General features: G+C 60.4%; 20 protein-coding genes. 12 read left to right on the top strand and 8 right to left on the bottom strand.

Annotated elements, in window-relative coordinates:
- The first annotated feature begins 24 nt into the window (after positions 1-24).
- The 5 genes from ACPYOJ_RS03855 to ACPYOJ_RS03835 all read left to right on the top strand — a co-directional run bounded on the left by ACPYOJ_RS03855 (position 25) and on the right by ACPYOJ_RS03835 (position 5519).
- Positions 25-1038, top strand: a complete 1014-nt coding sequence (locus ACPYOJ_RS03855; protein ID WP_481415073.1) for a carbohydrate ABC transporter permease — start codon at positions 25-27, stop codon at positions 1036-1038.
- Position 1039: 1 nt separating this feature from the next.
- On the top strand, positions 1040-2203 hold the full coding sequence (locus ACPYOJ_RS03850; protein WP_481415072.1) for a carbohydrate ABC transporter permease: 1164 nt from the start codon (positions 1040-1042) through the stop codon (positions 2201-2203).
- Positions 2204-2237: 34 nt separating this feature from the next.
- Positions 2238-3890: a beta-galactosidase BglA gene (bglA, locus tag ACPYOJ_RS03845; RefSeq protein WP_481415071.1), complete on the top strand. Its 1653-nt coding sequence runs from the start codon at positions 2238-2240 to the stop codon at positions 3888-3890.
- Positions 3891-3909: 19 nt separating this feature from the next.
- Entirely contained in the window at positions 3910-4998 is a 1089-nt protein-coding gene (locus ACPYOJ_RS03840; protein WP_481415070.1) for an ABC transporter ATP-binding protein, read from the top strand.
- A gap of 167 nt (positions 4999-5165) precedes the next feature.
- Complete coding sequence (locus ACPYOJ_RS03835; RefSeq protein WP_481415069.1) at positions 5166-5519, top strand: hypothetical protein; 354 nt, start codon at positions 5166-5168, stop codon at positions 5517-5519.
- Between the two features lie 52 nt (positions 5520-5571).
- Here the strand turns inward: ACPYOJ_RS03835 and edd are convergent, their stop codons facing one another.
- The 5 genes from edd to ACPYOJ_RS03810 all read right to left on the bottom strand — a co-directional run bounded on the left by edd (position 5572) and on the right by ACPYOJ_RS03810 (position 12525).
- Positions 5572-7392 carry a phosphogluconate dehydratase gene (gene edd / locus ACPYOJ_RS03830; protein WP_481415068.1) on the bottom strand — a complete coding sequence of 607 codons (1821 nt, stop codon included), beginning with the start codon at positions 7390-7392 and terminating at the stop codon, positions 5572-5574.
- 65 nt (positions 7393-7457) lie between these two features.
- Positions 7458-8156 (bottom strand): 6-phosphogluconolactonase, encoded by a 699-nt coding sequence (gene pgl / locus ACPYOJ_RS03825; protein WP_481415067.1) that lies wholly within the window; start codon positions 8154-8156, stop codon positions 7458-7460.
- 11 nt (positions 8157-8167) lie between these two features.
- Positions 8168-9643, bottom strand: coding sequence for a glucose-6-phosphate dehydrogenase (gene zwf, locus ACPYOJ_RS03820; protein ID WP_481415066.1), 1476 nt, complete (start codon positions 9641-9643; stop codon positions 8168-8170).
- A gap of 133 nt (positions 9644-9776) precedes the next feature.
- Complete coding sequence (locus tag ACPYOJ_RS03815) at positions 9777-11075, bottom strand: NAD(P)/FAD-dependent oxidoreductase (RefSeq protein ID WP_481415065.1); 1299 nt, start codon at positions 11073-11075, stop codon at positions 9777-9779.
- Positions 11076-11088: 13 nt separating this feature from the next.
- Complete coding sequence (locus ACPYOJ_RS03810; protein ID WP_481415064.1) at positions 11089-12525, bottom strand: glutamine synthetase family protein; 1437 nt, start codon at positions 12523-12525, stop codon at positions 11089-11091.
- Between the two features lie 115 nt (positions 12526-12640).
- On the opposite strand from ACPYOJ_RS03810, the gene ACPYOJ_RS03805 reads away from it, so the two are divergent.
- The 4 genes from ACPYOJ_RS03805 (at position 12641) to ACPYOJ_RS03790 (ending at position 18987) form a co-directional block, all read left to right on the top strand.
- Positions 12641-13828: a BaiN/RdsA family NAD(P)/FAD-dependent oxidoreductase gene (locus ACPYOJ_RS03805; RefSeq protein WP_481415063.1), complete on the top strand. Its 1188-nt coding sequence runs from the start codon at positions 12641-12643 to the stop codon at positions 13826-13828.
- A 153-nt stretch (positions 13829-13981) separates the two neighbouring features.
- Positions 13982-14125, top strand: a complete 144-nt coding sequence (locus tag ACPYOJ_RS03800; protein ID WP_481415062.1) for a hypothetical protein — start codon at positions 13982-13984, stop codon at positions 14123-14125.
- A 286-nt stretch (positions 14126-14411) separates the two neighbouring features.
- Positions 14412-16946, top strand: coding sequence for a methyl-accepting chemotaxis protein (locus ACPYOJ_RS03795; protein WP_481415061.1), 2535 nt, complete (start codon positions 14412-14414; stop codon positions 16944-16946).
- 196 nt (positions 16947-17142) lie between these two features.
- Positions 17143-18987 carry a methyl-accepting chemotaxis protein gene (locus ACPYOJ_RS03790; protein ID WP_481415060.1) on the top strand — a complete coding sequence of 615 codons (1845 nt, stop codon included), beginning with the start codon at positions 17143-17145 and terminating at the stop codon, positions 18985-18987.
- Here the strand turns inward: ACPYOJ_RS03790 and ACPYOJ_RS03785 are convergent.
- Entirely contained in the window at positions 18960-19202 is a 243-nt protein-coding gene (locus ACPYOJ_RS03785) for a hypothetical protein (protein WP_481415059.1), read from the bottom strand. The two genes, ACPYOJ_RS03790 and ACPYOJ_RS03785, sit on opposite strands and share 28 nt — an antisense overlap.
- Positions 19203-19288: 86 nt before the next feature.
- Here ACPYOJ_RS03785 and ACPYOJ_RS03780 point away from each other — a divergent pair, with 86 nt between their 5' ends.
- Positions 19289-20158, top strand: coding sequence for a LysR family transcriptional regulator (locus ACPYOJ_RS03780; RefSeq protein ID WP_481415058.1), 870 nt, complete (start codon positions 19289-19291; stop codon positions 20156-20158).
- A gap of 140 nt (positions 20159-20298) precedes the next feature.
- Here ACPYOJ_RS03780 and ACPYOJ_RS03775 read toward each other — a convergent pair whose 3' ends face one another.
- A complete protein-coding gene (locus tag ACPYOJ_RS03775) occupies positions 20299-20535 on the bottom strand; it encodes an SMc00767 family acetate metabolism repressor (RefSeq protein WP_481415057.1) in 237 nt (78 codons plus the stop codon).
- 21 nt (positions 20536-20556) lie between these two features.
- Positions 20557-21846, bottom strand: coding sequence for an isocitrate lyase (gene aceA / locus ACPYOJ_RS03770; RefSeq protein ID WP_481415056.1), 1290 nt, complete (start codon positions 21844-21846; stop codon positions 20557-20559).
- A gap of 183 nt (positions 21847-22029) precedes the next feature.
- Between aceA and ACPYOJ_RS03765 the strand changes: the two genes are divergently transcribed.
- Positions 22030-23442 (top strand): helix-turn-helix domain-containing protein, encoded by a 1413-nt coding sequence (locus tag ACPYOJ_RS03765; RefSeq protein WP_481415055.1) that lies wholly within the window; start codon positions 22030-22032, stop codon positions 23440-23442.
- A 134-nt stretch (positions 23443-23576) separates the two neighbouring features.
- Positions 23577-24674 (top strand): polyamine ABC transporter substrate-binding protein, encoded by a 1098-nt coding sequence (locus tag ACPYOJ_RS03760; protein ID WP_481415054.1) that lies wholly within the window; start codon positions 23577-23579, stop codon positions 24672-24674.
- The last annotated feature ends 91 nt before the right edge of the window (positions 24675-24765 follow it).

The raw sequence follows: 24765 nt of genomic DNA, 5'->3' as shown, positions 1-24765 counted from the left end.
GACAAGTAGCAGGGGGAGGGACGAATGCTGTCGCAGATAGTTTCCGCGTTGGGCGTTGTGATCGTGGCGGTGTTTGCCTGCTCCGCCTATTTCTATTTCTCGAACAAGCTTCTCGATCTGGCGCTACCGGTCAAGGACGGCGACATCCACTCGGCTGCGCGCAACCTGAACCGCCGGGGCATGATTCGCCCCTGGCTGTTTATCGGGCCGGCGTTGTTTCTGCTGATTGTCTATCTCGTCTACCCGGTCATCGCGACGCTCATCCTGTCGTTCTACGATCGCTCAGGCTCGAACTTCGTAGGCTTTGCCAACTATCAGTGGGCGTACAATGACCGCGAATTCCGCCAATCGATCTTCAACAACATCCTCTGGCTCGCCGTCGTTCCGGCCGCCTGCACGTTCTTCGGCCTCGTCATCGCAGTCATGACCGATCGCATCTGGTGGGGGAATATTGCAAAGAGCATCGTCTTCATGCCGATGGCGATCTCCTTCGTCGGCGCGTCGGTCATCTGGAAATTCATCTATGAATACCGCGGCGGCAACGACGTCCAGATCGGCCTTCTCAACGCCATCGTCCAGCTCTTCGGCGGCTCGCCGCAAGTCTGGATCTCCGTTCCCTTCTGGAACAATTTCTTCCTGATGGTGATCCTCATCTGGATCCAGACCGGCTTTGCGATGGTCATTCTCTCTGCCGCCCTTCGCGGCATTCCCGAAGAAACCATCGAGGCCGCTGTGATCGACGGCGCCAACGGCTGGCAGATCTTCTGGCGCATCATGGTGCCGCAAGTCTGGGGCACGATCGCCGTGGTGTGGACCACGATCACCATCCTCGTCCTCAAGGTTTTCGACATTGTTCTCACAATGACGAACGGTCAGTGGGATTCGATGGTGCTCGCCAATCTGATGTTCAACTGGCTGTTCCGCGGCGGTGGCGATTCCGGCCGAAGCGCCGTCATCGCCCTCATCATCATGCTCGCGGTGACGCCGATCATGGTGTGGAACGTCCGCCGTGCGAACCGCGAACTCGGAGGCCACTGAGATGACCTTGTCGGAACGCTTCGTCAGGATTGGCGCGGCTCGTCTCTTCGTTCACTTCTGCGTCCTCCTGATCGTGATCATCTGGCTGATCCCGACGCTCGGCATCTTCGTCAGCGCCGTCCGCGACAAGAACCAGATCGTTGTCTCCGGTTGGTGGACCGCCTTTGCCGGCTCGACGCGCACGGTTGCCGGCCGCGTCGGAACCGCCGACCAGCAGAAACAGGAGGGAGCCGTCTACGTCATTTCCGGCAATCTGCTGGAGGGCCAGGAGGGCCGTTCGCTAACGGCTTTCGGCACGCGCATCCAGCAGCCGTCGGCCTACAAGGCGGGCGAGACCGCTGATCTCGGTGAGGGCCTCAGCCTTCAAGTCAATGAGGACGGCACGTATCGCTTCGTAAAAAGCGCGCCCTTCACGGATGACGATGCCGGCCGCCGCGTCTATCTTGCGGTTTTGACGCCTCCGGAATTCACGCTGCAAAATTACAAGACAGTTCTGACCGGCGAGGGGATCGGCCAATCCTTCATCAACTCTCTGACTGTCACCATCCCCGCGACCATCATCCCGATCCTCATTGCGGCCTTCGCCGCCTATGCGCTGAGCTGGATGGAATTCCCCGGCCGCGCCTTGCTGATCGCCCTCGTCGTCGGCCTTATCGTGGTGCCGCTGCAGATGTCGCTGATCCCGCTGCTGCGTCTCTACAACATGGTGGGTTCGGCTTTCGACGTGCCGTCAAAGACCTATGCCGGCATCTGGCTGGCGCATACTGCTTTCGGCATGCCGCTCGCCATCTATCTGCTGCGCGCCTATATCGCGGGTCTGCCAAGGGAGATTATCGAATCCGCGCGCGTCGATGGCGCAAGCGATTTCGAAATCTTCACCCGCATCGTCTTGCCCCTTTCTTTCCCCGCTCTCGCGTCTTTCGCGATCTTCCAGTTCCTGTGGGTGTGGAACGACCTGCTTGTGGCGATGGTCTTCCTCGGAACCGACCGGCAGCACCTCGTGCTGACCGGCGCGCTGAATGCGCTGCTCGGTTCCCGCGGCGGCAACTGGGAAATTCTAACGGCGTCCGCCTTCGTCACCATCGTCATACCGCTGCTGGTGTTCTTCGGGCTGCAGCGCTATCTGGTGCGCGGGCTGCTTGCGGGTTCGGTCAAGGGTGGCTGATCCAATTGAATATGCATATCCCACAGGAACAAACATGAGCATGCAATCCCAACCTGATTTAACGGTCGACAAGGACTGGTGGCGCGGCGCTGTGATCTATCAGATCTACCCGCGCTCTTTCCAGGATTCGAACGGCGACGGCATCGGCGATCTAAAGGGCATTACCGCCCGCCTGCCGCATGTCGCTGGCCTCGGCGCCGACGCGATCTGGATTTCGCCGTTCTTCACCTCACCGATGCGAGATTTCGGCTACGACGTTTCCGACTACGAGAACGTCGATTCGATCTTCGGCACGCTGGTGGATTTCGACACGATGATCGCCGAGGCCCATCGCCTCGGGATCAAGGTGATGATCGACCTCGTCATCTCGCACAGTTCGGACCAGCACCCCTGGTTCGTCGAAAGCCGTTCCAGCAAGACGAATGCAAAGGCGGACTGGTATGTCTGGGCCGATGCAAGGCCGGACGGCACGCCGCCGAACAACTGGCTGTCGATTTTCGGCGGCTCTGCCTGGGCCTGGGATCCCACCCGCATGCAGTATTACATGCACAACTTCCTGACCTCCCAGCCAGACCTCAACCTGCACAATCTTGAGGTCCAGGACCGGCTGCTCGATGTCGTCCGCTTCTGGCTGAAGCGCGGCGTCGACGGTTTCCGCCTCGACACGATCAACTTCTATTTCCACGACAAGGAATTGCGCGACAATCCCGCGCTGGCGCCGGAACGCCGCAATGCCTCGACCGCGCCGGCAGTCAACCCGTACAATTTCCAGGAACACCTCTACGACAAGAACCGGCCCGAGAACCTGGCGTTCCTGAAGCGCTTTCGCGCCGTTCTGGAAGAGTTTCCGGCAATCGCAGCCGTCGGCGAAGTGGGCGACAGCCAGCGGGGTCTTGAAATCGTCGGCCAATACACGTCCGGAAACGACAAGATGCATATGTGTTATGCCTTCGAGTTTCTTTCTCCCGATCCGCTTGCGCCGGAGCGCGTCGAAGAGGTGATGAAGGATTTCGGTGCTGCTGCCCCCGACGGCTGGGCCTGTTGGGCGTTTTCCAATCACGACGTCATGCGCCATGTCAGCCGCTGGGGCTCGCTCGTTGCGGATCACGACGCCTTCGCGAAGCACTATGCTTCCCTGCTGCTGACGCTGCGTGGTTCCGTCTGCCTCTACCAGGGTGAAGAACTTGGTCTGACGGAAGCTGACCTCGCCTATCAGGACCTGCAGGACCCCTACGGCATCCAGTTCTGGCCGGAATTCAAGGGCCGTGACGGCTGCCGCACGCCGATGGTGTGGGACAGTCAGGTCGCCCAAGGAGGCTTCTCGACCGTCAAGCCGTGGCTGCCGGTGCCGGTCGAGCACATCCTGCGCGCCGTCAGCGTGCAGCAGGGCGACGAGAACTCCGTGCTTGAGCACTACCGCCGCTTCCTCGCCTTCCGGAAGCAGTATCCGGCGTTCGCCAAGGGCGAGATCGAGTTCGAGCCGCCGCAAGGCGAGGCGCTTGTCTTCACGCGCAGATACGGCAACGAACAACTGCTCTGCATTTTCAATATGAGCCCGGCGGAAACCAACGTCACCTTGCCAATGGGAGAATGGCAGGCGCTGACGGGACACGGCTTCACCAGCAACAACTATGGCGACAGGATCGATATTCCGGCTTGGGGGGCGTATTTCGCCCGTCTTGCATAAGGAATCGGGAGGGGATCAGATGACTGGAGTTATGTTAAAGGATATCCGCAAATCCTACGGGGCCGTGGACGTGCTTCACGGCATCGACCTGGAAATCAATCAGGGCGAGTTCATCGTCTTCGTCGGACCGTCCGGCTGCGGCAAGTCCACGCTGCTGCGCATGATTGCAGGCCTCGAGAAGATCACCGGCGGGGAGATGTACATCGATGGCCAGCTCGTCAACGAGGTCCCGCCGTCGAAGCGCGGGATCGCCATGGTGTTCCAGTCCTATGCGCTCTATCCGCATATGACGGTCTTCGACAACATGGCTTTCGGCATGAAGATCGCCGGCGAGAATAAAAGGGAGATCGATCGGCGTGTGAGAGCCGCCGCCGAAACCCTGCAACTCACCAAATTCCTCGACCGCCTCCCCAAGGCGCTTTCCGGCGGCCAGCGCCAGCGCGTGGCCATCGGCCGCGCCATTTGCCGCAATCCGAAAGTCTTTTTGTTCGACGAGCCGCTGTCGAACCTTGACGCAGCGCTGCGCGTGGCGACCCGTATCGAGATTGCCCGCCTTAGTGAGCAGATGGCGGACACGACGATGATCTACGTCACCCACGACCAGGTTGAGGCCATGACGCTAGCGGACAGGATCGTCGTGCTCTCGGCCGGGCACATCGAGCAGGTCGGCGCGCCGCTGGAACTCTATGAGCGTCCGGCAAACCTGTTCGTTGCAAAGTTTATCGGCTCTCCGGCGATGAACATCATTCCCGCCACCATCAGCGAAACCGGCGCCGCGACGAGGGTCACGCTGACCGGCGGCAAGTCCGTCACGCTTGATATTCCGACGGCCGGATCAGAGAAGGACAAAAGAGCAAGTTTCGGAGTCCGCCCGGAAGACCTCCAGGTCGCCGATGGCGATGATTACCTTTTCGAGGGCGAGGTTGCGCTCGTTGAGGCGCTCGGCGAAGTGACGTTGCTTTATATCGAGGGGCTGGTGCCGGGCGAGCCGATCATCGTCAAGATTCCGGGAATAACCGGCATAAAGAAAGGTCAGAAGATGAGGTTCGCCGCCGATCGGTCGAAACTGCATCTTTTCGATGCGGAGGGGTACACTTACAGAAAGTAGGACTACATTGCCGGACTGCTCCTTTCTGCCTTGAGGGATGCGATCATCACCTTCTGTTAAGCAACCGATGCTAGGTTTTTCCCTGTCGTTTTTTAAGGGGAATTAAGGTTGTGGGTGCATCCAATCCATTGCCGCCAGGGCATTTTCTAAACAAGGAAGAATCCTTCATGTACGACCGCGAACAGCGGTTTAGAATGGAGGATACGATGAACGCAGCGCGCATCGAATATACCGAAAAGGGTGTCATGCACATGGCATCCCGCCGCTGCGATATCGTCCGAATCTCGATGAGCAGCGCAACGCTCGCCCTCCTGACGCAGTTCAATCTGCCAAAGCAGTTTTATCTGGATATTCCGGATGCGCGCATCACAAAAGTCGGCTGCATGCTGATGCGGGTAAACGCCAACAACACCATCGAAGTGCGGTTCCTGCGCATGCTGACGCAGAAGGAGATGAACAAGATATTCGTCTACAGCACGCATCCGGCCCATCGCGATTACGTTCTCGACGTTCGCGGCTGATCGGAGCACATTGCACTTGAAAAAGCCCGCGATTGCGTCGCGGGCTTTTTCTTCAGTGGAAGAGGACGGTCGCACCGTGGTCCGAGGCGCCGACGGCCCGGCGGAACGGGGCGAAGAGCTCGCGGCCCATGCCGAATTCGTTGTCGGACAGATCGGCCGTCACCGGCTCACGCTCCGCCATGGTGGCTGCGTCGACGAGGACTTCCAGCGTGCCGCGGACAGCATCGAGGCGGATGATGTCGCCGTCCTGAATACGGGCGATCGGCCCGCCTTCGACAGCTTCCGGCGTGACGTGGATCGCGGCCGGAACCTTGCCCGAAGCACCGGACATGCGCCCGTCGGTGAGGAGCGCAACGTGGAAACCGCGGTCCTGCAACACGCCGAGCGGCGGTGTCAGCTTGTGCAGTTCCGGCATGCCGTTCGCCTTCGGTCCCTGGAAGCGCACGACCGCCATGAAATCACGGTTCAGCTTGCCCTCCTTGAAGGCGTCCTGCAGCTCCTGCTGGCTGTGGAAGACGATGGCGGGCGCCTCGATGATATGGCGGTCCGGCTTTACTGCAGAAATCTTGATGACCGCCTTGCCGAGATTGCCGCGCAGCATCTTCAGGCCGCCATTCGCCTGGAAGGGCGTTTCGATGCTGGCAAGCACCTTGGAATCGTGGCTCTTTTCCGGCGCGGGCTCGCGGACGACAGTGCCGTTGTGTCCCAGGCGTGCGTCGATCGTGTAGGCCTGAAGCCCCTGGCCGACGACTGTGCGCACGTCGTCGTGCAGCATGCCTTTTTTCAGCAGTTCCTTGATGAGGAAGCCCATGCCGCCTGCGGCGTGGAAATGGTTCACGTCCGCCAAGCCGTTCGGGTAGACGCGGGCGAGCAGGGGGATTTCTTCGGAGAGTTCGGCAATGTCCTGCCAGCTGAGCTGGATGCCAGCGGCGCGCGCCATCGCGACGAGATGCAGCGTGTGGTTCGTGGAGCCGCCCGTCGCATGCAGGCCGACGACGCCGTTGACGATGGAGCGTTCATCGATCATCTCGCCGGCCGGCGTGAATTGGTTGCCGAGTGCGGTGATCGCCAGAGCGCGTTTGGCGGCCTCGCGCGTCAGCGCTTCGCGCAAAGGCGTGCCGGGATTGACGAAGGAAGAACCGGGCAGATGAAAGCCCATGATCTCCATCAGCATCTGGTTGGAGTTGGCGGTGCCGTAGAAGGTGCAGGTGCCGGGGCCGTGATAGGACTTGGACTCGGCCTCCAGCAGCTCGGCGCGGCCGACCTTGCCTTCTGCATAAAGCTGGCGAACGCGCGATTTCTCATCGTTCGGCAGCCCGCTCGTCATCGGCCCCGCCGGAACGAAAATCGATGGCAGGTGCCCAAAGGAGAGCGCGGCGATGACGAGGCCGGGCACGATCTTGTCGCACACGCCAAGGAAGAGCGCGGCATCGAACATGTTGTGCGAGAGACCGACGCCGGCAGACATGGCGATCAGATCACGGGAAAACAGCGAGAGCTCCATGCCCGGCTGGCCCTGCGTGACGCCGTCGCACATGGCCGGAACGCCGCCGGCGACCTGGGCAATGCCGCCCGCTTCGGCGGCGGCTTCGCGGATAATCGCTGGATAGGTTTCGAACGGCTGGTGGGCCGAAAGCATGTCGTTATAGGCGGTGATGATGCCGAGGTTGGGCACGCGCTCACCCGCCAGCGCATCCTTCTCGGCGGGGGAACAGACCGCAAAGCCGTGGGCAAGGTTGGCGCAGCCAAGGATCGAGCGCTGGACGCCCTTGGAAGCCGCGGCATGCAGGCGCTCGAGATATCGCTCGCGTGTCGGTTTCGATCTCTCGACAATGCGGGACGTGATCGCAGATATGCGTGCGTTAGCGGACATGGGAGTTATCCTGCCTTGGTTGCTGTTCAAATTGTACGTTCGCGGCTCGGCCCGGAGGCTTGGTCTTACGGAGCCCAGTAGATATCGACCGGCGTCACTGCCCGCCGCAGAACGGCGCGAATTGGCATCTCCGACTCGTCTCCGGCCCCTTCGGCTTTCGTCAGGGCGTCCTTCTTGCCGTTGCCTTCGATATGGAGCACCAGGAGCCCGGCATCCTGGAGGCTGGAGAAGGTGAAGGTCAGCCGAGGCTCGCCGGCACCCTCCGCCTCCATGGAAATGAGGCCACGCGGCGTCGCCGGATCGAGCGCCACGGCAAGGTTGTTGCCGCCGGGAAAGAACGATGCGGTGTGGCCGTCGCCACCCATGCCGAGGATCACCACGTCGAACGGATTGCCGATCGCTTTCGTCTCGACAGTCGCAAGCTTCGCCGCCTCTTCGGCGGAGCCCGCCTTCTGGTAGAGCGGCACGAAGCGCGCCGCTTTCGCCTTGTTCTGCAGCAGATTGTCCGCGACCAGAAGGTGGTTCGAACGATCATTGTCGGCTGGGACCAAGCGCTCGTCGACAAGCGTCGCCGTCACCTTGCCCCAGTCGAGATCGCGGGTAGACAGCTCCTGAAAGAACGCCTTCGGCGTCGAGCCGCCGGACACGGCAATGCTCGCCGCACCGCGCGCGGCGATCGCGGCCGAAAGCCTCTCCACCACCTTGTCCGCAAGGCTGCGGGCAAGATCTGCGGCATTGGCAAAAGCATGCATGGTCGCGGCCATCGCTAGTGCTCCTAAATGTTGTCGTGCCAGGTGCGGCCGTCACGCTCGATAAGCGCAATGGCTTGGCTCGGGCCCCAGGTGCCAGCGGTGTAGCCCTGAACGAGCTGGCCGGTCGTTTCCCAACCCTTGAGAATCGGATCGACCCACTGCCAAGCGGCCTCGACCTCGTCGCGGCGCATGAAGAGTGTCTGGTTGGAGCGGATAACGTCCATCAGCAGGCGCTCGTAGGCGTCCGGATTGCGCACATGGAACGCTTCCGCAAAGCTCATGTCCAGAGAGACGTTGCGCAGGCGCATGCCGCCTGGGCCAGGGTCCTTGATCATCAGCGACTGCTTGACGCCCTCATCCGGCTGCAGCCGGATGATGAGCTGGTTCTGGCTGATGCGTCCGGCCGCCTGATCAAAGATTGCGTGCGGGATCGGCTTGAACGTGATGACGATTTCCGACACGCGGCCAGCGAGCCGCTTGCCGGTGCGGATGAAGAACGGAACGCCTGCCCAGCGCCAGTTGTTGATCTCGGCCTTGATGGAAACGAAGGTTTCGGTGTTGGATACGCCGCCCTCAAGCTCTTCGAGGTAGCCCTTGACAGGGCCGCTGCCGGAAGCCCCGGCGCGGTATTGCCCGCGAACGGTCACCTGTTCGACGTTGGAGGCATCGATCGGCTTCAGGGCGCGCAGCACCTTCAGCTTCTCGTCGCGAACCGCTTCGGAATCCATCGATCCCGGAACTTCCATGGCGGTGAGGCAGAGAAGCTGCAGAATGTGGTTTTGCACCATGTCACGCAATGCGCCGGCGGTGTCGTAGTAACCGGCGCGGCCCTCGAGGCCGACAGCCTCGGCAACGGTGATCTGCACGTGATCGATGTAATTGGCGTTCCACAGCGGCTCGTAAAGGGCGTTTGCAAAGCGCAGCGCCATCAGGTTCTGCACCGTTTCCTTGCCGAGATAATGGTCGATGCGGAAGATCTGCTCTTCCTTGAAGACGCGGCCGATTGTGTCGTTCAGCAACCGTGCCGAGGAAAGATCACGGCCGATGGGCTTTTCGACGACGATACGCGACGCCTTCGTGATCAGCTTGTGCTCGGCAAGCTTCTGCGAGATGTCGCCAAAGATCGCCGGCGCGACGGCGAGATAGAAAGCGCGGTCGCGATCCTTGCCTTCATCGAGCAGCTTCTTGAGCTGATCCCACCCGGCGTCCGACCGTGCATCGACGGGAACGTAGTGGAGGCGCCGGCAGAATTTTTCGACCTCTTCCTCGTTATATTCGCCCTTTTTGAGATGCTCCTTGAGGGCATCCTGCGCGAACTTCCGGTATTCGTCATTGGAAAGCGGGCTGCGCGAAGCGCCGATAATGCGTGTCGGCTCGGTGAACTGAGCCTCAATCTGGCGATGATAAAGGGCAGGAAGGAGCTTGCGCTCGGCAAGGTCGCCGCTGCCGCCGAAGACGACGCAGTCGAAGGGTTCAACGGGAATGATCTGGCTGCTCATGAGCTTTTCTCTCAATCAGGCTGGTTGCGGCCTTTTAATCTAATCGATTTAAAAAAGCCAGCGTTCGATGCGATGAATTTGTCGGCTCCCGGTTTTAGAGCGAATTGCCCAACGAGGAAATCCCGCAATCGCGTTAAAACTTATCCCGTAGCGCAAACCATGACAAAGCCAGGAACAGCAGTGGTGCGCGCATTGTCGCACCCCCGGGGAACGCCGGGATATCGAGTGACTTGAAGAGCTCGAGATCGGCCGACTTTCCCAGTACTGTTTCTGCATAAAGTTTGCCGCAGTAATTTGACAACATCACTCCATGGCCCGAATAACCGCCGATCGAGGTAACGCCCGGCATGACTTCGCGCACAAAGGGCTGGCGCGGCATCGTTATGCCGACGGAACCGCCCCAGGCATGAGTGATTTCGATCTCCTCGAGAGCTGGGTAGATCTCGGCGATCTGGCGCCGGATATGTTTGCTGATATCGCGCGGGTTGTCTGAGGTGTACGCCTCGCGGCCTCCGAAGAGCAGCCTTCCGTCCCTCGATTTTCGGAAATAGCGCACGACGAAACGCGAGTCCGCGACGGCCTCGCCGCCGGGAAGCACGGCTGGATATTGGTCAAGCGGCACGGTAGCGCCGATGAAGGAGCGGATCGGCATGACATGGCTTGCCGTCACCGGCTCCAGATTGCCGATATAGCCGTTGCATGCGATCAGCGCACGGTCGGCGTTGATCAGGCCTCTCGGCGTTTCGATCGTCACCTTGCCGCTGCCTTGACGGATGGCCGTCGCCTTGGTCATTTCGAAAAGCTCAGCCCCGGCATTGGCCGCAACGCGCGCCAGCCCGATCAACAATTTCAGCGGATGAATATGACCGGTGCCCGTATCGCGCACGCCGCAGTAGTAGCGCTTCGAGCCGAGACGCTCCTGCGTCTCCTCCGCATCCATGAAACGCAGATGCGGATAGTCGTAACGCAGGGCGGCGATTTCCGCGTTCTCGGAATAGAAACGCTTGTAGCTCGCCTTATGCGAGACATTCATCTGGCCCGGCATGAACTCGATATCGATCTGATGCTCGTTCGCGAAGTCGAGGAGATGTCTCTTGGCGGCTTCGGCAAGGTCGAAGAGCGCCTTGGAACGCTCGTGACCGATCTTCTCTTCAAGTTCCTCCGGCCACGCGCGCTGGCCGGTGCCAAGCTGTCCGCCGTTGCGGCCGGATGCCCCGTCGCCGAAGCGGCAGGCATCGATCAGTACAACCGAAACGCCGGCTCTTGCCAGGTTGTAAGCCGCCTGCAAACCGGTATAGCCGCCGCCGACGATGGCGACGTCGCATGTCTTCGACCCATCGAGCTCGGGATAGGTCGGCCGCTCGCCCACCGTTGCCTGATACCAGGAAACGCCGGGCGCGATTGGGCTCTGCCAGTTCTCTTGCACCGTCATGAGGCGGGCCTCCTCATACGTTGAGCAGCAGGAATTCGCGTTCCCAGGGGCTGATCACCTGCATGAAGGTCTCGAATTCGCCTCGCTTCACGCCAGCATAGAGGCCGATGAATTCCTCGCCGAACACCTCCTCGAATGCCGGCTCGTCTTCCAGCAGAGCCACGGCCTCGAGCAGGCCCCTGGGAAGGTCGATAGACCCCTCGTTGGCCGCGTCTTCGGTCGGTGCCGTGGGCTCGATCTCCTTCATGATGCCGAGGAGGCCCGAAGCCAGTGAGGCGGCGAGCGCCAGATATGGGTTCGCATCGGAACTCGGCAGACGGTTTTCCACGCGTCGCGCCTGCGGATCGGAAACCGGAACGCGGAATGCCGTCGTGCGGTTGTCGTAGCCCCAGGCGTTGTTGACCGGGCAGGACATGTTCGGTGCAAGGCGCCGGTAGGAATTGACGTAGGGCGCCAGCATCACAAGTGCGCTCGGCACGTATTTCTGCATGCCGCCGATGAAGTGGAAGAATTGTTTCGAAGCCGATCCGTCGGGATTGGAAAATACGTTCTTGCCGGTCTCGATATTGACGACCGACTGATGGATATGCATCGCCGAGCCTGGCTGGCCCTGCATCGGCTTCGCCATGAACGTCGCGTAGATATCGTGCTTCAACGCAGCCTCACGGATGGTGCGCTTGAACATGAAGACCTGGTCGGCAAGCTCGATCGGGTTGCCGTGGCGCAGGTTGATCTCAAGCTGCGCCGGGCCTTCTTCATGGATCAGCGTGTCGATCTCGAGGCCCTGCTTCTCGGAGAAGTGATAGATATCGTCGATCAGTTCGTCGAATTCGTTGATGCCGGCGATCGAGTAGCCCTGACCGCCGAGGATGGAGCGGCCGGAACGGCCTTTCGGCGGCCGCAGCGGATAATCGGGGTCATCGTTGTTGGCGACCAGATAGAATTCGATCTCTGGTGCGACGACCGGCTTCCAGCCGCGTTCCGCATATAGCCCCATGATCCGCTTGAGGAGGTTGCGCGGCGTATAGGGAACTTCCTCGCCTTCCGAATTGACGATATCGCAGATCACCTGCGCCGTCGGATCTGTCTCCCATGGAACCACGGAGAGCGTCGAAAGATCAGGCATCAACTTGAGGTCGCTGTCGCGCGGCTCGTAACGGAAGCTTTCGGTCTCCTCCGGATATTCACCGGAGATTGTGTGCCGGTAGATCGCCGAGGGTAAGGCGAGCGACGTATTCGAGGTAAATTTCGAGGTCGGCATCATCTTGCCGCGCGGAACTCCGGCGAGGTCCGGGGTGATGCATTCGATGTCCTCGATACCACGTGCGCGAAGCCACTGCGCCGCTTCCTTCCAGTTTGCCACACCGCGCGAAGATCCGGGATCCGGAGGAATTTTCGTGGAGGCAGGCACGTTTCTGGCAGGCTTCAGCGTCGTCTTTTTTGGTGACATGACACACATGTTCGCGTTGATCGAAAGGCCATCATAACCGGAGTTTGGCAATTGGCGAGAGGTGGCGTTGACTTTCGCCGTCTGATGGAAAAAGAAGGCGCCTTCGCAGAGGAAAATGGGTTTGAGACGCAAGAGCGACGTGATCGTGATAGGCGCGGGCGCCGCCGGAATGATGTGCGCCATCCGCGCCGGGCAACGCGGCCGCTCGGTCGTCGTGCTCGATCACGCGAAGGCGCCGGGCGAGAAGATCCGGATCTCGGGCGGCGGGCGCTGCAACTTTACCAATGTCAACGCCGGCCCGAAGAACTTCCTTTCGGCGAACCCGCACTTCTGCAAATCCGCACTCGCACGCTTCAGCCCGGCCGAGTTCATCGCCATGGTCGATCGGCACGGAATCTCCTGGCACGAAAAGACGCTCGGCCAGCTCTTTTGCGATGATAGCGCCAAGGACATCATCCGGATGCTGCTCGACGAGATGAGAGCTGCGGGTGCTGAGCTGCAACTGCAGACTGAGATACAGGCTGTCGAAAAAAGCGGTGACGGTTTTCGGATCCGGACCTCCGATGGCGAACATGAATGCGCCGCGCTCGTCGTGGCGACCGGCGGCAAATCGGTTCCGAAGATGGGCGCGACGGGTTTTGCCTACCGCATCGCCGAGCAATTCGGGCTGGGTCTTGTCGAAACCCGCCCGAGCCTCGTGCCGCTGACCCTCGATCCGATCTTGCTGGAAAGCATTGCTGCGCTTTCGGGCATCTCGGCACCTTCCGAAATCCGGCATGGAAAAACCGGCTTTCGCGAGGCGCTGCTCTTTACCCACCGCGGCCTCAGCGGACCGGCAATCCTCCAGATCTCGTCCTATTGGCGCGAGGGAGACGAGATCGCCGTCCATATCGAGCCTGATGTGGATCTGCTGCTGCATCTGAAGAAAGCCAAGCAGGAGAACGGCCGCCAGTCGGCACAGACGGCACTCGGCGAAATCCTGCCGAAACGGCTGGCACAATATGTGACGGAGCGGGAAGGCATCTCGGGCAAGATGGCCGACCTTGCCGACAAGGCACTCGCCCGCCTTTGCGATGCCGTGCAGAACTGGAAGATCAAGCCGTCCGGCTCGGAAGGCTATCGCACGGCCGAAGTGACGCTTGGAGGCATCGATACTTCTGGGCTCGATTCCCGGACGATGCAGGCGAAGGGCGTGCCCGGCCTCTATTTCATCGGCGAATGCGTCGACGTCACCGGATGGCTTGGCGGCTATAACTTCCAGTGGGCCTGGGCTTCGGGCTTTGCCGCTGGCGAATCCTTATAGATAGGCACGAATCTGGAGAAAGAGATTCAAGACTTCTTAAGAAGGGTGCGCCATCGTGTCCCAATGGTGGTTTGGAAAGAGCTTCCTAAATTAAGCTTTACCGGCAAGCCATTTTAGTGGATTGTTGAGTTATGAAGGAAGTGAGGTTCTCGCATGAACAGGAACACACGACGCGCCCGCGCCATTGCAATCGCTCAGGCCAAGCCTGATACAAAGCTCGTCACCCTCCGCTTTCTGATGCTCGCGACCGGCGCAACCGCAGCCGTGATCGCATTTCTGATCTCTCACGCGATCTGATCTCTTCCATCCTATTTCACGAAGAGCGTTTGCCTGCCGCAGTGCTTATTTATGCTTGCCCGCGGCATACCTGATCCCGCCTTAAGCGCTTATCCGAATATTAATAGATGTTCGGTCAGAATTGCCGATGAATATTGGGCGTTTCCTTCTTACGGAAGCGTATTGGCAATGACTGCCGCCTGATCCGTCGGGTTCCCAGAGTCCACAAGAAATCAGCTCGAGATGCACTCGGCAGGCGCTGTCGTCAGGCCTGCGGGAGGAGTGTGTATGGAAGGCCGGAACCGACATGTTTATTGACAAGATCCTTTCGCGCTTCAAGATCAAGACCAAGGTACTTATCTTCGTTCTGCCCTTTGTGATCAGCATTTCCGCGGTTGGCCTGACTGGCCTTTACGCGTCGGGACTTCTGCAAGGGCGCATGGAGATATCGAACAGCGTTCTGCAGTCGCTGAGCGGATTCAAGGATCTCTACGGTTCGATGGACGACTTCCTGCGCACGGCAAATGAGAAGTCGCGCGACAAGCTGCTTGCCGACCTCCAGACACAAGAGGGCGTGCTGGACGCGACGCTCGCGCAGATCGGCGAAGATGCTTCCGGTCGTGAAAGCCTCGCGGAAGCTGCGCGGCGCACGAAGGATGTGTCCGATGTCGTCGGCAAACTCTGGGCTCTTCACGAACAGGAAGTCGCCCTCCATAAGGCCATCGACAAGTCGCAAAAGAACCTGGTCAACACCCGCTTCATGGTTTCCTATCAAGCTGAGGAGCTTCAGACGAAAGTCCGGCGTGATGAGACTGCGGCGACGACCATTCTCCGCACCGCCGATCATCTTCTCAAGGGGGGTGATTTCCTCGGCGGCATCGCCACCGATTTCAACAAGGCGGCAACGACACAGGACAAGATCGACTACATCAAGAAGCAGCTACCGGGCATGACGGATGCCCAGCGCCTCATCTCTATTTCCGTGCCGGGCAGCCAGAAGAGCGTGGTCGATACCATCGCTTCGACGATCAAGGATATAAAGACGCTTTCCGAGACGGCTGCGCCGACCGACGAAACAGTCGCGGACCTCAACCGTCTGGTCTCCCGCTTCCGCCAGACCTCCACCTATACGCAGCTGACGGCAACGCAGAAGATGCGTGATGCCACGCAGCAGTTTGCCGAGCTCGACGGACGTATCGCTCAGGCTAACTCGGTTCTCGAAGACACCCGCACGCTGGAAAACGCCGTCTATGCGCTGCAGATCGCCCTTTCCGATTTCCTCGGGAATTCCAGCAAGGACAATCTGGTAGCGCTGCAGCAGGCGATCGACGGCCTGGACAAGGACATTGAAGTTCTGGCGGCCAGCGCCAAAGGGATGGGTTTCGCCGAGGGCATCTCCGGGGCGATCAAGCCTGAGCTCGCCAACATTTCTTCGAGCGGCACGAAGATCGTCGATACAATCAGCCAGCGTGTCGGCGCTTATGCGGCAGCACGCCAGGAACTCGACGATATCTGGATGAAGCTTACCGATTTCGCCGAGCTTCAGAAGCAGACGGCCGGTACGGAGCGCACTCAGGCAAACAGTATCTCGGTTCTCACGACCGGGCTCGGGATTCTGCTTTCCATCATCGGCGGCATTGCGCTGGTGCTGACGCTGCAGCGCCCAATCGGCCAGATCACTGCCGCAATGCGCCGCATCGCCGATGGTGCGCTGGACACGAATATCTCCGGCGAGCAGCGCCATGACGAAATCGGCGACATGGCGCGCGCCCTCGGCATCTTCAAGGAAAATGCGATCTCCAAGATCCGCATCGAAGAGCAGAGCGACGAAGAGCGTCAGGCCGCCGAACACGAGCGCCAGCGCAACGATGCCGAAAAGCGCGAGATGGACCGCCAGATAGAATTCGCGGTCAACGAACTCGCCGCCGGTCTCGAGCGCATGTCGCAGGGCGATATCTCGACGACGATCGACACGCCCTTCATCGGCCGTCTCGAACAGCTACGCGAAGACTTCAACGGCTCGATGCTGCGCCTCCAGGCGACCATGAGCCAGATCCGCGACAACGTCGAAATGATCCAGGGCAACGGCAACCAGATGGCCCAGTCGGCCGAAGATCTTGCCAGGCGCACGGAACAGCAAGCCGCTTCGCTCGAAGAAACGGCTGCGGCTGTCGATGAGATCACCGTTACGGTCCGCTCTTCCGCGGAACGGGCTAAGGATGCCGACCAGATCGTCCGCCAGGCAAAACGCAGCGCCGATGACTCGGCCACCGTCGTCAGCAAGGCGATCGACGCCATGGGCCGCATCGAGGAAGCCTCCCGCCAGATCGAGCAGATCATCGGCGTCATCGACGAGATCGCCTTCCAGACCAACCTTCTGGCGCTGAACGCCGGTATCGAAGCCGCGCGAGCCGGCGAAGCGGGCAAGGGCTTTGCAGTCGTCGCCATGGAAGTCCGTGAACTCGCCCAGCGCTCCGCCGCTGCTGCCCAGGAGATCAAGGGCTTGATCAACAAGTCGACGACCGAAGTCAGCTCCGGTTCGCACTCGGTTCAGGAAACCGGCACGGTCCTCGCAAAGATCAGCGAGCAGATCGTCACCATCAGCCAGCATGTCGAGGTGATCGCCCGCGCAAGCCACGACCAGTCGAGCGCATTGCAGGAGGTAAATTCGACTGTCAATCAGATGGATCAAATGACCCAGCAGAATGCCGCGATGGTCGAAGAAACGACGGCAGCAAGCCGCGAACTTGCCAGCCAGGCGGATGCGCTTCTCCACCTCGTGCAGCAGTTCAAGATCGACGGCGAAGGCATCGCCGAGACAGCGATGTACCGCGCGGCGTGAACCGCCTAATCAAGCCAGTCGAAAGCGGCTCCGTCTCGGGGCCGCTTTTGTTTTGCGTATGATCGGCCCCGTTGAGGGAACAGTCTCGGCGACCGCCGAAGGATGCTGCCTTTGATATGCAAGCGATCCCCGTTAAGGAAAATTTTCCTTAACGCTTTTCCCTTAAATTTGAGGGAGTTCATGGCGGGAGATTTTTATGCCGCGTTTCTTTTCGACGTCCATCGTGCGTCAGGTAGTTGCGATCACGCTCGCATTGCTTGCCGGCAGCACCGCGGCGATCGTCGCCGTCACCTACTACAATCTCAGCCGTTACGTCATGGAGAGCGCCGTCTCGGATGCCAAGGGAGCGAGCCGCACGATGGCCGTACTCTATGGCGCAGCGGACGCGGGCGCGGCTATCGGCGTGAGGGACGATGAACTCTTCTCGGTCACGGAAGATGCCATTCCCGAACTCAAGGATCATGCTCTGGTCGATCGCACGGCCCAGTCGATCGCAGGCGTCGCCACGATTTTTCAGAAGCAAGGCACGGACTATGTCCGCGTTTCGACCAACGTGAAGAAGGAAGACGGCAGCCGCGCCGTCGGGACCAAGCTTGCCGCCGATCACCCGGCGCAACCGGTTCTTTCCCAGGGGAAAACCTACTACGGCCCGGCACAGCTCTTCGGCCGCAATTTCATGACCGGTTACTTCCCGGTCAGGAGTGCGGCGGGCGCCAATGTCGGTATCCTCTTCATCGGCATTCCGATGGAAGTCTATTACGCCCGGCTCAATCATCTGCAGGCTCTGGTCGTCGGAGTGGGCGCTGCGGTGATGTTGCTTGTCGGCGTGCTGGCCTTCTTCGCGATCCGATCGTCCGTCAAGCCGCTGCTTGGGCTAACGAACACCGTTCACGCGATCTCCGCAGGTAAGCTCGACGGCACGATACCCTGCGTTGAGAAGAAGAACGAATTCGGCGAGATCGGCCGCGCGCTGGAAGCTTTCCGCGATAGCGCCAGGGCCCGGCAGGAGCTCGAGACCCAGGCTGCCGAACAACGGGCGCTGAGCGAAGCTGAGCGTGCCCGCAACGACGCCGATAAGCGTTCGCTCGACGGTCAGATCGACTTTGCGGTCAACCAGCTCGCAGCGGGCCTCGGACGTCTCGCCCGGGGGGATGTCTCGCAGACGATCGAGACGCCTTTTGTCGGCCGGCTCGAACAGCTTCGCGTCGATTTCAACGCGTCGCTCGTCCGCCTGCAGGATACCCTGGTTCAAATTCGCGATAACGCCAATGCCATCCAGCGCAACAGCGGTGCGATGCTGACCTCCGCCGGCGAGCTTTCCAAGCGCACGGAAGCACAGGCGGCGAGCCTGGAAGAAACCGCCGCTGCCGTCGAAGAGATCACCGTGACCGTACGTTCGTCCGCTGAGCGTGCCCGCGAAGCAAACAATGCCGTTGCCGTGACGAAGAAGACGGCGGACAGCTCCGGCGCCGTCGTCAGCGATGCCGTTGCCGCCATGGGCCGCATCGAGCAGGCTTCGCAGCAGATCGAGCAGATCATCGAAGTCATCGATGACATTGCCTTTCAGACGAATCTTCTGGCGCTTAACGCCGGTATTGAAGCCGCGCGCGCCGGAGAGGCAGGCAAGGGCTTCGCGGTGGTAGCTCAGGAAGTCCGCGAACTGGCGCAGCGCTCGGCCGAGGCCGCGCGGGAGATTAAGGGCCTGATCGAGAAATCCAGCCAGGAGGTCACGGCGGGCTCGGCGCTGGTGCAGAAGACAGGCAGCGTGCTCGCTTCGATCAGCCAAGAGATTATCGCGATCAGCAAGCATGTCGAGACGATCGCCACCGCAAGCCAGGATCAGTCTGCAGCGCTGCAGGAGGTCAATGGTTCCGTCAACGCTATGGATCAGATGACGCAGAAGAATGCCTCGATGGTCGAGGAGACAACCCAGGCCAGCCGCCAGCTCGCCGACGAGGCCGATCTGCTGATGAGCCTATTGCATCAGTTTAGGATCGAAGGATCGCGACAGGCTCAGGGCCGGATGAGGCAGGCGGCCTGACTGGGCTCGCAGCTTGAGGTAATGGTGGAGGATCGCGCCGGCGACGCGCGGTTCTCTTTCTCTTTTGGGCCGATCCTTGCGAGCCACGCAGCAAAGCGCGCGACAAGCGAGTTTCCAAACTCTTCGTAGAAATCGTTCTCGCTTCGTGCGCGCCGGTGGATTGGCAGGCCGTGTGAGGCCGCGAGGAGATTTGCGACGGTGATCTGGTCGATCATGTGATGTCCTCCGTTCAAGACATCCCTTCAACTACACACCAAAAATCGCTTCATAAACAACTAAAATCCGATTATGTTTTTCACCAATGAAAAACACTCCATGGGATTCCTATCAGCTTTTTCTGGAGGTCGCTCGCCTTGGGGGGCTGACCGGAGCAAGTTCGGCAAGCGGTCTGAGCCCTGCTACCATCGGCCGGCGCATGCTTGAACTGGAGCAGGAAACGGGGCGGACGCTCTTCGGTCGCAGTCAGACCGGCTACCGCCTGACAGCCGATGGCCAGATGCTCGTCGATCACCTTCAGGAGATGGAGGCGGCCGCGCGGAAAGTGGATGCCTGGCGCCAGGCCGGCGAGGGCGGCACGACGGTGAAGATCGCAGCCGGTACATGGGTGGCCTGGCTGCTGACCGAGAATTTCTCCGCGATCCGAACGCCCGCCGATGGTTTCCACATCGCACTGACGATCGGCGAGACGCGGGCAAATCTTGCCTACCGCGAGAGCGACATCGGTATGCGTGCTTTCGAACCGGACGAATCCAATCTTGCCGCGCGGCGCCTTGGCGACGTCGCCTATGCCGTTTATGTCCGGCGCAATGCCGGCGAGGTGGAGAACCGATGGATCGCGGTAGCCGAGGGCGACGCCATTTCCGCCTATCTTCGCTGGCCTTACCGTCATGCGTCGGAATCCATAGTGGCGACGGTCAATAGGCCTCGTTCGCTCCCGGATCTCGTTCGTGCGGGCGCGGGGAAGGCGGTCCTGCCTTGTTTTGTCGGTGATCTCGACACAGATCTGCAGCGGCATGGCGGCGAACTGACAGAGCTGCGGCATGGGCAGTGGATCGTGATGAACAACGAGGACCGACACCGCCCGGAAATCCGCACGGTGGCCGACCGAATAACGAAGCTGCTGAAAAGCTACTCCGATCTTTTCGCGGGAAAACGCGCCACCCGCAGCTAGGTCGATGACAACAGCAGCAATGGCTTCGGAGGGGATCCGTGATCCCCAATGAGCGGATACTTATTATGCTGCCCTTAGGACGGGAACAGTTACGTCGAGTGATGCAGATGGCGGCGCTGCAGGCGCCGCCATCTCGAATTTTACGTCCGGTTGGCGACGATAACCGGGATCAGCAGATCGCCCCAATTGCCGTTGCCGCCATGGTGGCGGGCGGAGCGCACGAGCTCGACGGATACCCCCGCCTCAACTGCCTGCATGACGGCATGGTTCAGACGGTGCAGGTCATTTGCGAGCATGCGGATCATGGCCTGCTGATCGGCGCTCATGCTGGACGACTGTTCTTCCGCTCTTTCGCGGACACGTGCGATGGAAGCCATGTCTTTTCTCCTTCGGTATGGCTACTCGGCTGCGGGTTTGAACTGGGCATGTTCTGTCGATTCTTTCATCGCCGTGGTCGAGGACCGGCCGCCGGTGATCGCGAGCGACACGGCGTCGAAATAGCCCGTACCGACTTCGCGCTGATGCTTGGTCGCAGTATAGCCGTGCGCCTCGGCGGCGAACTCGGCCTGCTGCAGCTCCGAATAGGCCGACATCTGCCGGTCCTTGTAGCCGCGTGCCAGCTCGTACATGCCGAAGTTCAGCTGATGAAAACCGGCGAGCGTGATGAACTGGAACTTGTAGCCCATGGCGCCAAGCTCCCGCTGGAACCTCGCGATCGTCGCGTCGTCAAGGTTCTTCTTCCAGTTGAAGGATGGCGAGCAGTTATAGGCAAGAAGCTTGCCGGGATAGGCATTGTGCACGCCTTCTGCAAAGCGCCGCGCCTGCTCCAGATCCGGTTTGGAGGTCTCGCACCAGATGAGATCGCAATAGGGGGCATAGGCCACAGCTCGGGCAATGCAGGGTTCCAGCCCGTTCCTGACCTGGTAAAAGCCTTCGACGGTGCGGCCAGCATCGTGGTCGACGAAGGGACGGTCGCGCTCGTCGATGTCCGAGGTCAGCAGCTTGGCGGCCTCCGCATCGGTGCGGGCGATGACGAGAGTCGGAACACCCATGACGTCCGCCGCAAGCCGCGCAGCGTTGAGGTTGCGGATATGTGCTGCGGTCGGAATGAGAACCTTGCCGCCGAGATGACCGCACTTCTTTTCCGACGCCAGCTGATCCTCGAAATGGACACCGGCGGCGCCAGCCTCGACATAGGCTTTCATGATCTCGAAAGCATTGAGCGGTCCACCGAAGCCGGCTTCAGCATCGGCAACGATCGGCGCGAACCATGTCTCGACAGAAAGCCCGCGCTCTTCCGACGTCTCGATCTGGTCGGCGCGCTGGAGCGTCCGGTTGATCCGCTTGGCGAGTTCCGGTCCTGCATTGGCAGGATAGAGCGACTGGTCGGGATACATCGCCGAAGCAGTGTTCGCGTCGGCCGCGACCTGCCAGCCGGACAGGTAGATCGCCTTCAGGCCGGCACGCACCATCTGCATCGCCTGATTGCCCGAAAGCGCACCGAGCGCATTGACGAACTCGTCCTCATGCAGGAGCTGCCACAGGCGGTTTGCCCCGATTTCGGCAAGCGAATAGCGCAGTTCGACTGACCCCCGCAGCCTCTTCACGTCCTCGGGCGAGTAGGGCCGCTCGATGCCGTCGAAACGGCCAGATGGGGCGTTGCGGATCAGCTTGTCAAATTCAGTCACGATTTCCTCCTTCTGGATGAAGAACCTGATGGTGTCATGTGACAGAATTTACAAAATGGCGTCGAATAGCCAGAGGAAGCTTGATTTTCAGCAGATAAATGAGGTTAGATTGGCTTGGATCTTACAGGCTCGCTCTGTAAATTTGTAAATATTTGTAAATTCCTGTCGACGGAGAGGCGCCGAGTGGTCGAGCGGAAGATATTTGCCGGGCCGAAGGTCCGCCGGATACGCAATGGGCTGGCCGTCACGCAGACGGCGATGGCCGATGCGCTCGGGATTTCGCCGTCCTATCTCAACCTGATCGAGCGCAATCAGCGGCCCTTGACGGTCCAGCTGCTGTTGAAGCTGGCATCGGTCTACAAGGTCGATCTGGAGGAGCTGCAGGCCGAGTCGGGAGCCAATCTCGCTCAGTTGCGCGAAGTGTTCGCCGATCCTCTGCTTTCGGGCGAACTTCCCGGCGATCACGAACTCGTCGAACTGGCCGATGCCGCGCCGAACGCGGCAAGCGGGATCGTCAAGCTCTATCGCGCCTACCGCGAGCAGGCCTCGCGTCTTTCGGACCTGACGGTCCTGATGGCGGGAGAGGGTCAGGCTCCGGCGGCAGGCGCGCGCCTGCCGTCAGATGAGGTGCGAGATGTTTTGGAGCGCCGCTCCGCTTACTTCGGCACGCTTGAGGATGCGGCGGAGGCTTTCCGCACTGCCCTGTCGGCCGGTGAGCTGTCCCAGGTACTCAAGGACTGGCTGCAGAAGGAGCGCGGCATCAGCGTTCGCATCCTGCCGGTGCATGTGATGCCTGATTTGCGCCGCCGCTTTGACCGGCATTCGATGCGGCTCTTCATATCGGAGCGTCTTGCCGCTTGCGATCAGCTTCAGGAGATCGCCGTCGAGGCCGCGACACTTGCGCTTGGTGACGCAATTTCGCGAGAACTGGAAACGCTCGGCCTGTCAACGCCAGAGGCCAAGCGCATCGCACGCTTCGAGCTTGCGCGCTATGCCGCGCTTGCCCTGATGATGCCTTACGGCGCTATTCTTTCCGCGGCGAAAGCGTCGCGCTACGACCTCGACGTTCTCTGCGCACGTTTCGGCTGTTCATTCGGGCAAGTCGCGACGCGGCTGACGATGCTGCAGCAGCCGGCCAATGCCGGCATTCCCTTCTTTCTCATGGAAATCGATGCCGCGGGCCATCGGCTGCGGCGGGCCGGTGCGGCCGGCTTTCCGCATGCGCGTTTCGGCGGCGGCTGCCCGAAGCTCAACATCCATTCCGCCTTTCTCCAGCCGGCGCAGATTCTGGCCGAAGCCGCGGAGATGCCGGACGGCTCCGCATACCTCACCATATCCCGGACTCTTGAGGGGCCGAACGCACCTTTCGGCGAACGGCCTCGGCGTACCGCGCTTCTGCTCGGTTGCGACCTGGCGTTCAGGGACGGCACTGTCTATGGCCAGGCGCTCCCGGCCGTGCCACATACGGTTGCAATCGGGCCTGCCTGTCGCCTCTGTGAACGGAGGGGCTGTCTGGCGCGCGCCGAGCCACCCGTCACTCGCCCGCTCGGGCTAGATGAAATGGTAGCGGGGTTTAGTGCTTTCGATTTTCAGTAGCCGGCGAAATCATTGAGACTAGGCAGTATTTTGCTCTTGTCGCCTCGTAAAATCCTTTCTAGTCTACGCAAAAATCCAGAGGAAAAGGTATCCGCGGGCGCGGTGCCTATAATAAGAAACGGATAGGAGAGATCATGAGGTCAACAATCGCTAAGCTTGCAGCCGCAGCCGTCGCATCCGCCGTCATTGCGGCGCCGGCCTTTGCGCAGGAACGCGTCGTCAACGTGTACAACTGGTCGGACTATATCGACAGTTCCATTCTTGACGATTTCACCAAGGAAACCGGCATCAAGGTCGTCTACGACACCTTCGATTCCAACGAGACGCTTGAGGCCAAGCTGCTTGCGGGCGGCACGGGTTACGACGTGGTCGTTCCGACGGTCTCCTTCATGCAGCGGCAGATCGCTGCCGGTGTCTACCAGAAGCTCGACAAGTCGAAGTTGCCGAATCTCAAGAACATGTGGGACGTCGTGATGAAGGGTGTCGCCACCTTCGATCCCGGCAATGAGTACAGCGTCGACTATATGTGGGGCACCACCGGCATCGGCTACAATGTCGACAAGGTGAAGGCTGCCCTCGGCACCGACGAGAAGCCGGGCTGGGATGCGCTTTTCGATCCCGCCAAGGCTGCCAAACTCAAGGATTGCGGCGTCTACATGCTGGATTCGCCGACGGATGTCGTCCCCTCCGTCCTCGCCTATCTCGGCTTGAATCCGAACAGTACCGATTCGGCTGACCTGAAGAAGGCGCAAGACGTACTGATGGCCGTCCGCCCCTATGTCCGCAAATTCCACTCGTCGGAATATATCAACGCGCTCGCCAACGGCGATATCTGCATAGCGCTCGGCTATTCCGGCGACGTCTTCCAGGCACGCGACCGCGCTGCCGAAGCAAAGAACGGTGTGACGCTTGACTACTCCGTCCCGACCCAAGGCGCGCAAATCTTCTTCGACGTCTTTGGTATCCCGAAGGACGCTCCGCATGTCGAAGAGGCGCATGAATTCATCAACTACATGATGCGACCGGAAGTCGCCGCCAAGGCATCCAACTACGTCTTCTACGCCAACGGCAACAAGGCGTCGCAGCCGCTTCTCGACAAGGAGGTGATCGACGATACGGCGATCTATCCGCCGCCGGAAGTCATGGCGAAGCTTTTCACCGTCCCGCCGCTCGATCCGAAGGCCCAGCGCGTCGTGACACGACTGTGGACGACGGTCATTACTGGCCAATAAAGGCAATCAGGCCCGGACGGTAACGCCCGGGCCTTTTCTTGAGGTCTCCGGCCGTGAGGGAAGGCCGGTACTTAAATCATGCTTCGGGGAA

The organism is Rhizobium sp. SVR5-9E, from assembly GCF_056755095.1.
This window is presented reverse-complemented; position numbering and strand designations above follow the sequence as displayed.

Bases quoted from the DNA above. Each gene is read 5' to 3' on its own strand.
- ACPYOJ_RS03805 (WP_481415063.1), top strand. From the start codon at position 12,641: ATGGGTTTGAGACGCAAGAGCGACGTGATCGTGATAGGCGCGGGCGCC.
- zwf (WP_481415066.1), bottom strand. From the start codon at position 9,643: ATGAGCAGCCAGATCATTCCCGTTGAACCCTTCGACTGCGTCGTCTTC.
- ACPYOJ_RS03850 (WP_481415072.1), top strand. From the start codon at position 1,040: ATGACCTTGTCGGAACGCTTCGTCAGGATTGGCGCGGCTCGTCTCTTC.
- ACPYOJ_RS03775 (WP_481415057.1), bottom strand. From the start codon at position 20,535: ATGGCTTCCATCGCACGTGTCCGCGAAAGAGCGGAAGAACAGTCGTCC.
- ACPYOJ_RS03760 (WP_481415054.1), top strand. From the start codon at position 23,577: ATGAGGTCAACAATCGCTAAGCTTGCAGCCGCAGCCGTCGCATCCGCC.
- ACPYOJ_RS03810 (WP_481415064.1), bottom strand. From the start codon at position 12,525: ATGTCACCAAAAAAGACGACGCTGAAGCCTGCCAGAAACGTGCCTGCC.
- edd (WP_481415068.1), bottom strand. From the start codon at position 7,392: ATGTCCGCTAACGCACGCATATCTGCGATCACGTCCCGCATTGTCGAG.
- ACPYOJ_RS03855 (WP_481415073.1), top strand. From the start codon at position 25: ATGCTGTCGCAGATAGTTTCCGCGTTGGGCGTTGTGATCGTGGCGGTG.
- bglA (WP_481415071.1), top strand. From the start codon at position 2,238: ATGAGCATGCAATCCCAACCTGATTTAACGGTCGACAAGGACTGGTGG.
- ACPYOJ_RS03795 (WP_481415061.1), top strand. From the start codon at position 14,412: ATGTTTATTGACAAGATCCTTTCGCGCTTCAAGATCAAGACCAAGGTA.
- ACPYOJ_RS03815 (WP_481415065.1), bottom strand. From the start codon at position 11,075: ATGACGGTGCAAGAGAACTGGCAGAGCCCAATCGCGCCCGGCGTTTCC.
- ACPYOJ_RS03835 (WP_481415069.1), top strand. From the start codon at position 5,166: ATGTACGACCGCGAACAGCGGTTTAGAATGGAGGATACGATGAACGCA.
- ACPYOJ_RS03780 (WP_481415058.1), top strand. From the start codon at position 19,289: ATGAAAAACACTCCATGGGATTCCTATCAGCTTTTTCTGGAGGTCGCT.
- ACPYOJ_RS03840 (WP_481415070.1), top strand. From the start codon at position 3,910: ATGACTGGAGTTATGTTAAAGGATATCCGCAAATCCTACGGGGCCGTG.
- ACPYOJ_RS03790 (WP_481415060.1), top strand. From the start codon at position 17,143: ATGCCGCGTTTCTTTTCGACGTCCATCGTGCGTCAGGTAGTTGCGATC.
- pgl (WP_481415067.1), bottom strand. From the start codon at position 8,156: ATGGCCGCGACCATGCATGCTTTTGCCAATGCCGCAGATCTTGCCCGC.
- ACPYOJ_RS03785 (WP_481415059.1), bottom strand. From the start codon at position 19,202: ATGATCGACCAGATCACCGTCGCAAATCTCCTCGCGGCCTCACACGGC.
- ACPYOJ_RS03800 (WP_481415062.1), top strand. From the start codon at position 13,982: ATGAACAGGAACACACGACGCGCCCGCGCCATTGCAATCGCTCAGGCC.